Origin of the sequence: Teredinibacter purpureus, from assembly GCF_014217335.1 — a bacterium.
GTDB lineage: Bacteria > Pseudomonadota > Gammaproteobacteria > Pseudomonadales > Cellvibrionaceae > Teredinibacter > Teredinibacter purpureus.
In genome coordinates this window covers 2,325,677-2,339,968 of record NZ_CP060092.1, presented here as the reverse complement: position 1 = coordinate 2,339,968, position 14,292 = coordinate 2,325,677, and the positions used below count along the sequence as shown (strand labels likewise).

The 14,292-nt window shown below is 46.1% G+C and carries 9 protein-coding genes; all 9 read right to left on the bottom strand.

The window, feature by feature from the left end; translation table 11 throughout:
* Window positions 1-209: 209 nt before the first annotated feature.
* Entirely contained in the window at window positions 210-2,312 is a 2,103-nt protein-coding gene (pabB, locus tag H5647_RS10120; protein WP_045858301.1) for an aminodeoxychorismate synthase, read from the bottom strand.
* 17 nt (window positions 2,313-2,329) lie between these two features.
* Window positions 2,330-2,722 (bottom strand): lactoylglutathione lyase, encoded by a 393-nt coding sequence (gene gloA, locus H5647_RS10115; protein WP_045861281.1) that lies wholly within the window; start codon window positions 2,720-2,722, stop codon window positions 2,330-2,332.
* Between the two features lie 268 nt (window positions 2,723-2,990).
* Window positions 2,991-4,484, bottom strand: a complete 1,494-nt coding sequence (locus tag H5647_RS10110) for a tryptophan halogenase family protein (RefSeq protein ID WP_045858299.1) — start codon at window positions 4,482-4,484, stop codon at window positions 2,991-2,993.
* 200 nt (window positions 4,485-4,684) lie between these two features.
* On the bottom strand, window positions 4,685-7,888 hold the full coding sequence (locus H5647_RS10105; protein ID WP_045858297.1) for a TonB-dependent receptor: 3,204 nt from the start codon (window positions 7,886-7,888) through the stop codon (window positions 4,685-4,687).
* Between the two features lie 1,033 nt (window positions 7,889-8,921).
* Window positions 8,922-9,641, bottom strand: coding sequence for a sulfite exporter TauE/SafE family protein (locus H5647_RS10100; protein ID WP_045858295.1), 720 nt, complete (start codon window positions 9,639-9,641; stop codon window positions 8,922-8,924).
* Window positions 9,641-9,838 carry a cbb3-type cytochrome oxidase assembly protein CcoS gene (gene ccoS, locus H5647_RS10095; RefSeq protein ID WP_045858293.1) on the bottom strand — a complete coding sequence of 66 codons (198 nt, stop codon included), beginning with the start codon at window positions 9,836-9,838 and terminating at the stop codon, window positions 9,641-9,643. Before ccoS ends, H5647_RS10100 begins: the two co-directional genes overlap by 1 nt.
* A gap of 20 nt (window positions 9,839-9,858) precedes the next feature.
* Complete coding sequence (locus tag H5647_RS10090; protein ID WP_045858291.1) at window positions 9,859-12,285, bottom strand: heavy metal translocating P-type ATPase; 2,427 nt, start codon at window positions 12,283-12,285, stop codon at window positions 9,859-9,861.
* Between the two features lie 6 nt (window positions 12,286-12,291).
* Window positions 12,292-12,801, bottom strand: coding sequence for a FixH family protein (locus H5647_RS10085; protein WP_236074860.1), 510 nt, complete (start codon window positions 12,799-12,801; stop codon window positions 12,292-12,294).
* 31 nt (window positions 12,802-12,832) lie between these two features.
* A complete protein-coding gene (gene ccoG / locus H5647_RS10080) occupies window positions 12,833-14,269 on the bottom strand; it encodes a cytochrome c oxidase accessory protein CcoG (RefSeq protein ID WP_045858288.1) in 1,437 nt (478 codons plus the stop codon).
* Window positions 14,270-14,292: the final 23 nt, after the last annotated feature.

The window sequence follows — 14,292 nt, the reverse complement described above, 5'->3', positions numbered from 1 at the left end:
ACAGCTCTACGGCTGCATTTATTATTAAGTAGAACGCTCTCTATTTATAGCAGATACGCCAAACTTCAGCCGAATATTTGGCTAGATAACAGCAGGTGGTATTCTTAATAGCAAGAATGGAGCCTATACAATAGCTTGAACGGTGAGAAGAGGTGAGGAGATATGAGATAAGGCGGCGCCTGTTAACGTATGCCGCCAAACATGGGAGGTTAGTCGCTCGTATACCGATCGAGTACGGCGAGCAAAGCTTGCCCTTTCAGTAGGGTTTCATCTAGCTCTTGTTGCGGCTCAGACAAGTCGACAATAGCACCCCCTACGCCGATTTCCGCCACTCCATCTTCCAGTACGATGGTTCGAATCACAATATTTAAATCTGCACAGCCATTCAGCGCCAAATACCCAATACTACCGGAATAAATACCTCGTGCACCGCTCTCTAGCTCATCAAGAATAGACAAGGTTCTTTTTTTCGGTGCACCGGTCATACTGCCGCCCGGAAAACAGGCCTGTACGCAATCAATAGCCGTTTTACCGCGCTTTAAGTGCCCTCTAACGGTACTTACCAATTGATGAACCGTGGCATAGCTTTCGATAGCAAACAGTTTTTTAACGTCGACACTGCCAATATCACAGATTTGCCCCAAATCATTACGCAGTAAATCAACAATCATTAAATTTTCCGACCGATCTTTTTCACTGTTGATTAAATCGGAGACTAGCGCTTCGTCCTCTACAGGCGTTTTTCCGCGCTTACGCGTGCCTTTTATCGGTTTTGTTTCAACAACGCCATGACGATCGATAGTGAGGAATCGCTCGGGGGAGGAGCAGAGAATGGCAAGATGATTGAACCTCAAAAAGCTCGCGTAGGGGGCCGGATTATCTCGCCGCAATTCAAGGTAGACCTCTAATGGCGATGCATCACATTTTTTTGTTAGCTTATTTGTTAAACATATTTCGTAGCTTTCACCTTCCTGAATCGCTTTTTTTGCGCGCGCTATAGCATCGAGGTAGCGGTCTTCAGATAGAGCCCGCTCAAATGGCTGTGAGTTTTCACTATGTACGCTAAGAAAGGAATAATCTTGTTCTCGCCTAACGCAAGTGTTAACTAACTTAGCGAGGGCTTTTTCTGTTTCATTAAACCAACAATCTAGTCGTTCTCTATTTTCTGGGTATTCTAGCCCCACTAAATAAATCACATCTTCTTCATGATCGACAGCAACCGCTCTGTCGGCCAGCATCCAGCAAGCATCAGGCCGCTCGCTTTTAAACTGATCGGAGAAGCCACATTCACCTTTTAATTCATACCCAAAATAGCCGACATAGCCCAGGTTAAAGTCAAACGGCAGGCTATCATCAAAACACTGTAGTTCTTGGGTGCGTCGTTTCAGATAGCTAAAAATACTTTCAGCTAAGACGGTAACCGTATCGCCAGCCGTAATCGTCAATGCTTTTTCAACACTGCAATACCGCAAGGATTCGGACAGTGGGCCCGCATTATCGCCTAGAAACGAGAACCGAGCATTTTTATCGGACAATGCAGAATCTAGCCAGTACGCCGACGAAGAAGCGCCATACAATGTTTTAAATATCTCAGCGGTGTCTACATTGAAAGCAAGCCGTCGGTGGTACAAGACGGGTTTAATACCAATGGAACCAACACTTTCCGGCCGTTTCACACTCAAGTCACTTGGCATTTCTACAACAATTTTTTGCGTAACACGTGAATGCTGCTTGTAATATTCAACCGTTAGATCGCGAAAATTCTGCAGCAGCTGAAAACCAAATTCCGAGCATATGGATTCCGGATGAAATTGAACACCCCACATTGGCCTAGTTTTGTGCCGCACGGCCATAGGGATATGGTCTGAGGTGAAAGCCGTAACCTCTAAGTCTTCTGTAATTTCCGTGGCAATTAAAGAATGGTATCGCACCGCATTAAACGGCGACGGTAAACTTTTAAACAGATCTGATTTGGAATGATGAATTGCGCTTATGCGACCATGCATTACCTTTGCCGCGTAGTCAATTCGCCCACCCGTAAAATGACAAAGCCCTTGGTGCCCAAGGCACACACCCAGTACTGGGATATCCGCATCCAATATGACTTGTTCGCAAATACCAAAGTCCGCTGAGCGTTCTGGCCGCCCAGGCCCGGGGCTGATAACAATATTATCAAACCCCTGTGCTTTTAACTCCGCCCAAGAATATTCGTTGTTCTTTACAACAACTGGCGCAACGCGATTAACCTCAGCAATTAATTGGTAGAGGTTGTAGGTAAAGGAATCGAAATTATCAATTAATAAGGTTTTCAAGGAAGGTCGCTCGCGAACTAACGACTGCGATTATTCATTAGCAATTCAATTTTATACCCGTCAGGGTCTTCTACAAACGCTAGTATGGTTGTGCTGTGTTGCATTGGCCCCGCTTCACGCACAACTTTTCCACCTGCGGCTTTTATTTTATTACACGCGTCATAGACATCATCAACCCCAATGGCAATATGCCCAAAAGCATTTCCATGAGTGTAATCTTGCGTTTCCCAATTATGGGTTAACTCAAGAACAGCGGTATCCTCTTCACTACCGTAGCCTACAAATGCCAATGTGAACTTCCCTTCGGGGTAGTCATTTTTACGCAGGAGGTTCATCCCCAAAATATCGGTATAAAATGCTAGAGATTTTTCGAGGTCGCCAACGCGAAGCATGGTGTGTAACAAGCGCATAATGAGAGCATCCAAGTTTTTAGAGTGTTGTAAGGCGCGAAGCATACCTTTAGCGCCACCCGTTAGGCAAACATCACAAACGCCAGAGAGCATTTACGCTATAGGTAACCTACCCTTCGTACCTCTAGCTTATAGCTTAGCCCACCTCTGTAGCGGCAAACCTTTCGCCTACAAGATTTATTGCGTTCGCCACACTACGCGCGCCGAACTCGGCAGTTACAGGGCTCTGAACCTAAAACGGTGCCTTTTGCGGTTCTCAGCCACACGTTTAATGGGGTTTCGTTTTGCAATATTGCTCTATAAAGTTGTGATGCAACGGTAGTTTATCCACAGCATTATCGATGCCGAATTTCATCGTCTCTAAGAATCGCTTTAACTCCTTATCGCTCATTTGATCCGCGATGCGATGATAATGTGACGGCATAATCCCTTGCCCCAACATCACTTGCGACCAAGAATCCACTCGAAACAATTCACCTTCTCGCTGGAACGCGAGCGCGGCCTCTTGAAACACCTCTATACGCCGAGCTAAGCTACTGGGTACGTCCATATTTTTGCAGTAAGACCAAAACGAGCTGTCGGTGCGATTAGTAACCTTATAATGTAAAATTATAAAATCTCGAACCATCTCAAGCTCTTTTCTAGACTGCGTATTAAACTCTTCCACAACCGAATCGTGCACGCCCGCAAACGGAAACATTTGCATTAATCGGGTCACGCCCATAATAAACAAATGAATACTTGTAGACTCTAACGGCTCAATAAAACCACTGGACAAGCCCAATGCAATACAGTTTTTATTCCAATTCTTACGTCTACAGCCCGTTCTAAACCGTATTACTCGTGGGTCGTTAAGTGGCTTTCCATTGACGTCACTCAGTATTTTTTCTCGCGCGCTTTCATCAGACATGTGCTGACGACTATAGACCAAGCCGTTGCCAACTCTATGCTGCAGCGGAATTTTCCAGCGCCACCCAGCCCTATGTGCAACAGACCGTGTATACGGAATAGCCGGTTCGGTTAATTCCGTTTGCATGGCCACTGCCGAATCGCATGGCAGCCAGTGACTCCAATCCTCATAACCCGTATGGAGTGTTTTCTCGATCAACAACCCACTAAAGCCTGTGCAATCTATAAACAAGTCTCCCTCAATAAGCGTACCGGAATCAAGCTGCAAAGAATTAATAAAACCGGTGGACGCATCCTGATTCACAGAGGATATTTTTCCTTCAACCCTTTTTACACCGTGAGATTCGCTAATTTTTCTCAAATATTTTGCATATTTCGTCGCGTCTAAATGGTACGCATAATTAATATCGGCGCCGGGGGAGAGACCAAACTTATTCTGCTTTGCCGCTTGCAGTTCATAACAATAATCTCCGAAATCACCGGCAAAACCTTTTTCTTTCGCTCTCAGCCAAAAATGAACGAATTCTGCCAGCCAAGCTTCCTTCCCTGTTTTTCCAAAAGAGTGGATATAATCGGCCCCAATATTCTTCCAGCCTTCGAACGAGATCCCCAATTTAAACGTCGCATCGGTTTCACGCATAAACTCCTGCTCATCTATTTGCATAAGTTTATGAAAGACACGAATGGGTGGGATAGTGGCCTCACCTACGCCCACCGTGCCAATATCATCAGACTCAACTAGCGTTATAGAACTAACAGCACCACTGAGTTTTTTAGATAACGCAACAGCTGCTATCCAGCCCGCGGTGCCGCCACCTGCAATAACAATGTTTTTTATTGGTTTAGTTTCCACTACACACCTATTTTGGATAATCGATCAAATTTAGCTCGAAAAAGAAGCCTTCACGGACATTGAAACCCACTAAAAAATATCACACCTTAAAGACACTTACTAACAGAGTTTTACTACAACGCCGCAATAAAACGCTACAAAAAAAAAGCCCCTAAAATAGGGGCCTTTATTTAGAACAGTGTCTAGTTAAACATTAATACTTAGAAGCTGTAACGAGCACCTACAGTATAACGAGCACCAAGATCGTAAAGCTCTTCGATCATGTGAACGTTACGCTGATGGCTACGAGAGTTTTCACCCGTAATGTTCAAGCCTTCAGCAAATACAACAAGCTCATCAGTAACATCGTAGCTAACATTCAAGTCGATCTGTGAATACGCTTCAATGTATACAGGGTTTCTTGAGCTGTTACGGCTAGCATCGTCTAGGTACTGATCACGCCAGTTATAAGCGATACGTGCCTGAAGACCATCTTTTTCGTACATACCCACGATGTTGGCTGTGTCACTCAAACCAAGCAGCGCAAACTGGCTTTCGCTTGGGTGTGCACCATTATCATAAGATATATCACCATTTACGACCGTGTAGTTAGCCTGTACACCAAAACCAGATTCGCCAAAGAAGTGCTGAACGGCAAATTCTGCACCGTACAATTTCGCTTCTCGGTTGTTAATTGGCGAACTAATCTGCCATACGGTTTCTGGGTCCATATCGGCGCCAGTGGTAACCGCATCAATATCGTAAGTAAAGGCAACTTCTTCGGCAACAGCAGAAGCGTAATCAGCAGCACCATTCGGGAATGCTGTTGGGTTATCCAAAATTGCCGTCATTACGAACAATGAAGTGTCGTCTAAAGCAATACCTTCATCCTGTAACGCTTGCGCTGCACGCTGAACACGTGGGCCACTGGTTACATCTTGGATAACACCAAACTCAGACAAGGTTCTATTAGTTTGCTCAGTACCTACGAAGTTTTTCACTCGCTTCTCGAAAACACCCGCAGAAACATAGCTAGTGTCATCGAAGTACCATTCTGCAGACAAGTCAAAGTTATTTGACTCTAATGGAAGCAGGCCGGGGTTACCTAAGTTAGCCGTTGGCTGTGCACCATTGTAGACAGACCCGCCACCAGAAGCGAAGTTACTTGCCGCTGGCGATAAGTTGCTGAATGTAGTACGCGCAATGGTCTGGCTAAAAGAAGCACGTGCTTTAATAGCGTCCGTAATAGCGATATCAAAGTCTAAGCTTGGCAATAAATTGTCGTAGCTTTCAACTGCATCTAAACGAGTAGCATCACTTTGACGCTGAGTATTAAAGTCATTATTATCCAGCCACCTTAGATGGGTTGGTACCAACATATCTGTAGACGACGTAACTTCAGTAGACTCATAACGCAAACCGGCCAAAATGTTGGTAGGCATGTCACCCAAAGAACCTTCCAACGCGACCTCAACGTAAACGGCATTAATGTCTTCTTTCACTACGTTGTTTTGTGAGAAATTAGGATTATAAGCAACCACATAACCGTTATCAGCCGTACCATAGGTATCGACTAGGCTTTGAGCAATATCTTCTGCATTACCTTTAAAGCCACGCTGCATAGAGGCAGAAGCGTCGTAATCTTCAAAATCTGAAAGGTTATACTCTTCAAAAAGTTCAACAGGAACGTCGCCAACATTAGCAATACCCCAATCGCCCATACCCATGTAACGATCAGATGCTTGCTGAGTCATTTCCATAGAACGAGATTCAACACCAAAGTCGAAACGGCCATTATCGAATTCGAATGAACCATCCAACTTCATTTGCGTGAGATCGGTCGTTTGAGCGGCATAGAATACCCGCACTACCTGTGAACCGATATCACCAGCATCTAGCTCACCGTTGTTATTACCACGGTAAACGGCTGTTGCTGTATCAGTTGTTTCACCATTGGTAAACACCTGAACCGCTGGGTCAGCTGCATCAACAGTCCACGCCTCTACCCAATTAGGGTAACGAATATCATTGCCATCAGCGTCTTGATAGTTTGTTGGGGCGAAGTCTGGAGAGCTAGGGTCGCGAACAGTAGATGTGCCCTGAATACCGTCATTAATCTCAAAGTCGTAAAGCGGCATATCACCACTGAAATCAAGCCAATGAGAGGTCTGAACAGGAGCACCTAAACTTGCGGCAATCTCACCGCTATTGCCGGGGCCATTTGGAAGGCTTTCCATGCTTGAATTATGCAAATCGAAGTTCAGCGTTAAACGGTCTGAAACGGCCCAATCAACATTAAAGCCCACGGAGCTCAACGTATTGACCTGTTGACGCAATTGCTGCTCATAACCTTGGTCACGCGGACCAGCAGTTTCATGAATGTACAAAGGTGCCGCAACAACAGAACCGGTATCGAATTCAACGCGATCGATAGAGTTACCGTTCGCTAACCAGCTTGTTGACTCACCACGACGCTCAAGAATTTCATTTTCAGCAAAGGTGTAATCCAAGCTTGTGGTAATGGCTTCTGAGGGCGCCCACTGCAAAGCCACGTGAGCATTGGTACGAGTACGCTGAGTATCAGAGAATACGTAACGGATATCGTTTGGACGACCGTATAGCTGACCGTCTTGAGGTGCGTTAACAATAACCGCATCATCAGTAAAGGAATATAAGTTATCTTCACCCCAAACGCCTATATTCCAAGCATTTTCAGAAGCACCAGTAGAGCCAGAGTCACGTTCTTGGTAACTACCCGAAACAGCAATACCGAAAGTTTCGGTGTCATCTGCCCAGCTAACCACACCGGATAATTCTGGTGTAATGTCGCTACCGGTACGGTTAGTGCTATCGCTAAGCGCCTTTGCACCAAAAGAAGCGTTTAAGCCTGGGTTATCTAACGGTTTAGCGGTTTTAACGTTAACAGTGGCACCAATACCACCAGTGGCTATTGAAGCTTTACCGGTTTTATATACTTCTACACCAGAAACACTTTCAGATGCAAGGTTGGAGAAATCAAACGCACGAGTTGAACCACCCCAAGTACCGCCAGCGCCACTACCACCACCGTATACACTTGCACCAGGCATAGTACGACCATTTAAGGTCACCATGTTGTATTCGCCACCGAAGCCTCGAACGGTGATTTCAGCACCTTCACCATTAACACGGCTGATGGATACACCGGTGATACGCTGAAGTGATTCAGCAAGGTTAGAATCTGGGAATTTACCAATGTCTTCAGCACTAATTGCGTCAACAACACCAGCAGCATTACGTTTAATATCCATTGCTGCTTCTAAGCTGGCACGCATGCCAGTTACAAACACTTCTTCAATGTTGTCGTTTTGAGCCAATGCCGGCATTACAGCTGAAGCTGCTAATACGCCAACTACTGCGATAGATAATTTATTTTTAGTAAACATAGACACTCTCACTCCTCGATTAGAGTTGATTTTATTTTTAGATACGTCCATAGCATCGAAATTTAAAGAATTTCGCAACTGGGTGTAGATGGTGGGTTTTGGGCGTAATTAAATTTTTATTATTCCTTTACCACTATTTTATGTTTATCAGGTAAACCTTATGCGGCTCCCCACACAGACCTTTATAAGGTTCATTACTTTTATTTTGATAATAAACATAAATGATTCAGCGGAGTGGGCATATTACTCCTACTGATTGTACTGTCAATATCTTCGGGAACTTCCCTTAGAATAAGTTGTAAAGCGTTTTGAATTCACTTTCAGCGGGGACTGAGAACAAAAACCCCCTCTCGCCCCCAACTCGTACTTTCATACCAATTTGCCCCCGATAACCCTGCAAAACAAACAATGCCCCCCTAATTACAGCTAGGTATACATGTATACATTACACGCTTTTGCACTATTTTTAGCTATAGCTATTGGCGCCCTACAATGAACATACTTTAACGGGAGTGTAAAAATCCCATATTGCAGCGTATTTATTTTCGATAAAAAATAACAAATCTACGGAAAACCCAGCTAGAAATGTGGCCAGATTTAGTGTGTCACTGCAATACAGTGATTAAAGTCACCAGAGCCAATCAAAAGAATACAACGCATAACGTAAGATTTTTAAAAGCACAAACGTCCATTAATGTTTTCTTGGTGACTAAGAGCCCGATCGAAGAGCCAGTCGACTTTTATTCTTACTCGGGGCAAACATTTTGACGCAACCTGACGTTTTTCCGTGCACAGAAAACAGTAATCAAGCGACTCAACATAAGGATACTGTGGTGCCTAAATTCTCATCGTTAAAAACAACCAAACTAATACGAATATATATCGATATATTTATATCAATAAGAGATAAGAATTAGGCGTTTTAAGGAGCTAGCGTCCGCCAAACAAGGTGCCACTAATGACGACGAGAAGGGAGTGGGAGTGGGAGTGGGAGTGATCTGATGGTCGCGCTGTCGCGCCACAAATAAAAACGCTAGTGATGGTGTGTATCGTGCAACGCACTACCCGCGTCGAACCCAAGGGCGCTCAACAGCACAGCAACCACAGGTAACAATGTAAAAAAACCATACAGAACAAATACCACACCAAAAATATTTCTCACCCAAATATGAGCGATGAAACGCTTAATAGCACCGCTGGCAACGCCTCCCGCCACAACGGCGGGCAAGGTGCCCAACCCAAAGGCTATCATCACCATAGAGGACGCAACACCCGTACCTTGACTGGCCGCGAAGCCTAACATTGAATACACCAAGCCACAGGGTAGCCACCCCCACAGCATACCAAGCAATAACGCTGAGCGTATGCGCGTAACGGGCATCAAACTTTTTGCGAAAGGCGAAATATAACGCCAGATCAACGCGCCAAAAGCTTCAAGGCGAGTCAGTACCTTCCACCAATGGGTTAGATACAAGCCCATTGCAATTAATAACAAGCCAGACAACATTCGGAGAATGGGTAACGGTGTAAACGCGCTAGCGCCTGATGCAACCAATCCCAATAAGAAACCGATACTGCCATAACTCAGGATACGGCCCACGTTATAGGCCACCATAATCCCAATTCTTCGGCTAGATGCAGCCGCTTTGTTCGCAAACGAGAGCGCCGCGACTACGCCACCACACATTCCTAAGCAATGCCCTGCTCCCATCAGCCCCAATACGAAAGCGGCTAGTAATGTGTCTATATTCATTATTTTTTGCTCGATACGGAATCGTTTTCTTCAATCGCTGATGGTGCCTGCTTGGCTGGATCTTCCTCGAACAAAATACGTCTTGCCTCTGTATCTAAATCGTCGTACTGGCCTGAGCGAACAGCCCAGAAAAAAATACCTATCGCGATTACAACAAATACCAAGGCAATTGGAATTAAAATTAAAAGGCTTTGCATAAGAGGCTCTTAATAAGGCGCTACACGCGCATAGCATTCAACACAACAATCAACGAACTAAACGACATGCCAATAGCGGCCAAATACGGCGGCAATAAGCCCATCACCGCCACCGGCAAAGCAATGCCATTGTATAGCAGTGCCCAGCCTAGGTTTTGACGAATAACCCGCTGTACCCGTATCGATAGACGAATAACGTCTGGTATTGCGGCTAGGTTGCCGTTGAGCAAGATACTATCGGCCTTAGACTGCGCCAAACGTGTAGCCGACCCCATAGCCATTGAAACATCAGCCGCACTGAGTACAGGAACATCATTTATTCCGTCCCCCACCATGAGCACTTTTTGCGCTTCCGCTTGCTGTGTACTTAGCCATGCTAATTTGTCATGTGGCCGAGCTTCAGCGACTTGCGTCTGAATACCCAGCCGCTCACCCATTACTGTAACAGAAGCGGCCCTATCGCCACTAAGTAGCGCGACGTCACGCCCAAGCCTAAACAAACCTGCAACGCTTTCCATTGCAGAGGGCCGTATATCATCTGCCAAACACACCCAAGCTAACGGCTGATAACGCTGCGTTAAGCACACCGTTAACAATTGCCACATTCCGTTACTGGAGGGAGGCTCTGGCGCGAGCACTGAATCCACGGCATAAGTCGGGCGACCAAAGCGATACCGATGGTTTTCAACCACGCCTTCTATCCCTTCGCCTTGTTCGACATCTACCTGTTTTACGGTGCATCGATCTCTATAGCGTTTGAAGGCTTTCGCTATAGGGTGGCGAGAATGCTCTTCTAATGCCGCAATAACCGCTAGAACCCTATCAGGGTCTAGTAAGTTACTGTCTATGGATGCTGTACCTGATGTACTCGTAGGTTCTACAAGCACTACATCGATCACCCTTACTTTCCCTTCTGTGAGCGTACCCGTTTTATCAAATACAATTTGATCGACAGTCGCTAACGACTCCATCGCTTGCGGGCCGGTAATTAACACGCCCATCTTTCGTGCGCGATTCAAACCAGCCGTTAGCGCTGCAGGCGTTGCCAGCGATAGCGCACAAGGGCAAGTGACAACCAACACCGACAACACCACCCAAAACGCTTTGCCTGGCTCTATTTGCCACCATACAGCGCCCACAATGACGGTCAGAATCAATGTAGCCCCCACAAACCAAGCCGCTACCCTATCGGCAAACGCCAATTGCTTTGGCTTCACAAGGCTAGCGTGGTCGACCAAACGTTCAATCGCCGAGAGCTGTGTACCATCGCCCACGGCCGTTACTTGTAACCTCAGTGCGACCTCACCATTCAAGGTACCGGCGTAAGCATGGCTCCCCTTTTGTTTCTTTCGGGGGAGCGATTCCCCCGTCAGTAAAGACTCATCCACTCTTGCGTTGTCAGACATCACTACGCCGTCGGCGGGCACCACCTCTCCTGCATCTACCCAAACATCGTCTCCGGCTACAAGCGCTGCCAGGGGAACCGAGCACCGCTCATTTAACTCTAGCCGTGTCACCGTTAACGGTAATAACTGCTGAAGGTTTTCACTCGCAAACGCACTGCTGTGACGCGCGCGCATTTCAAGATGTCGGCCCAATAGCAGGAAAAAGGTAAACATAGACACTGAATCAAAATATACATCGCCGCTACGTGTAATGGTTGCCCACGCGCTAGCGCCATAGGCCAGCCCTATTGCCAGAGACACAGAAACGTCCATCGTTAAATGCCGGGCGCGCAGTGCTCGCCATGCGCTCGCAAAAAAGGGCTGTGCCGAAAAAAGAACAACAGGGGTTGCAATAACCAAGCTTACCCACCGAAGAAACACTTCCCAATTTACCGCGATCCCTTGAATACCACCGGCGTAAAGTGCAACGGAAACCATGCCGACCTGCATCATGCCAATCCCTGCCACCCCTAACCGCATTAACGCCTGTTGAGATTCCTGCTTTCGGACAAGCTGTTGGGTATCGTGTTTATCGGGCTGGGGGCGATAACCAATAGCGTGTAGCTCATCCATTAAAACGCTAAGCGTTTGTTTAGAATTATCCCACCGTATTAGACAGCTTCGGTTGGTCGCATTAACCCGCACTGAATCTACTGCAGAATTGCGCCCCAAATGATGTTCGATTAGCCACGCACAGGCCGCGCAGCTAATACCTTGTACACTTAATCGCGCAATTTTAAAGTGTTCGCCATCGTTGCAAACGAAATCTTTTTGCACTTCAGGTAAATCGTAGCCGGCAAAGTTTTGCGGTGTGGAAGACGGTTTTTCCGCTAGGGTATCCCGATAACAATAATAACTATCGAGACCTCCTGCATGAATCGTTTGCGCCACGGCCAAGCAACCTTGACAACAAAAAAGCTCAGGCTTATCGTTTATGCTTGCAGTGAGAACAGAGGTGTCGGCAGGCTCAACAGGCAGACCGCAATGAAAGCAGGTCGTCATAGACACCTACTGTAAAGACACAATCAACGATTGGCTAAAATCGATCTCGTTACCAATTCGCCACAACAATTGCTGTGCATCCCCAGAAAAACCCTCCAAGCGAACGTACCAACGCCCAGCTCTAATCGCCGGAGCAGGTACAGAGTAGCCTTTAAGAGAATCTCGTTTTAAGACAAAGTGATGATCATAATCAGACTCAACGGGGTGAGACAAAATTAACGTAATCGTATCATTGGAATTTAATGGCTCACTTAACGTCAAACTGAACCGGTTTTCGGATTCATGCAACGTTAACACTCCGCTAATGCCGTTCTCTAGCGCATAAGCTTCAGCGGCAAAACGATTATTCACCATTTTCCCTTCTTTATAATAATCATCCGTAACCACATCATCGCCATATTTAATGGCCGTGGTAACAAGAATGGCGCACACAACAAAAACCAATATTAAAGGCGCAGCTACTAGCCATGCCCATGGTTCTTGGTACCAATTTTTTTCCGGCATTACATTAGTCAATTACAGTCTCAATATTTAGGTTTTATAGCGGTTAGCGTCGAGACGCAGGTCCAATAAAACTGGCTTCTTCTACAGCAGAAAGCGCGGTGTTATCACGTGCGGTTACGGTCACAACAACCATCGCTTTTTCTCGGTCGAACATCTTTCTAGGCACAGAAATACGTAACGGCAACGTAAAAATCTCTCCGCCTTCAATTTCGATAGGCCGGAAATTATTAACAGAAAAGGGGTAATCGCCGTCTACAGACACTCGATAGATATGCGCATCACGATCCATATTGTTTATTTTTACGGTATAAACGTTTTGAATATCTTGACCACTAACACGATACATTCTCACACCACGGTCTCGAATAACATCGACAGACAACGGCGTTCGTGTCGCGACGGTATAGACAAACGCCGATATCATCGCCAATACGGCAAACGAATAGCCAAATAGACGAGGGCGAAAGAAGTTCGTTTTCCCACTGGCTAATTCATCTGTAGACGTAAAACGAATTAAACCTTGAGGGTATGCCATTTTATCCATTACAGCGTTACACGCATCGACACACAGACCACAATTAATACACTCGTACTGCAATCCGTCGCGAATATCGATATCCACGGGGCACACCTGTACGCACCATGAGCAATCGATACAATCACCCAGTCCCTTTGCTTTGTAATCGTCTTTTGGTTTTCGAGGGCCGCGCGCTTCACCCCGTTTCAGATCGTATTGCACCGCCAATGTATTTTCATCGTACATAACCGACTGAAAACGTGCATAGGGACACATATATTTACAAACTTGCTCACGCATCCAGCCGGCGTTGAGGTAAGTGGCTCCTGCGAAAAACAGTGTCCAAAACGCGGCAACAGGATGCGCTCCAATAGTCAAAATACCCGTTTGAGGATCTGCATAGGGGAACAACCCCAACAACAACTCTCGAATAGGAACAAAATAGCCCACAAACGTTACGCCAGTGATAAACGCTATTAGCACCCATACCGAATGAGTGGCGGCAACACGCCACACTTTATTAAAGCCCCAAGCCTGCCCCGCCAACTTCATTTGCTTATTGCGGTCCCCTTGAAAAAAACGCTCTACCGATATGAACATTAATGTCCATACCGTTTGGGGACACGTAAAACCGCAATAAACGCGGCCAAGTAATACGGTAACCGTAAACAGCGCAAAGGCAGAAATAATCAGGAGCCAGGCCAACAGCATGAAATCTTGCGGCCAGAATGTAAGCCAAAAAATATGGAATTGACGCGCAGGCAAATCGAAATGCATTGCGGGCCGACCGTCTATCACCAGCCACGGTATTAAAATAAAGGCGGCAATTAACGGCAGCCCAGTATAGCGGCGAATAGATTGGTAAAAACCAGAAATTTTTCGGGTGTATATTTTACCCGGTGATTCGTAGAGATTGCGGTACCGGATGGTGCTGTCTTTATCGGAAGAAGACTGCTCAGACACGTGGCGAACTCCGAATATTGAAT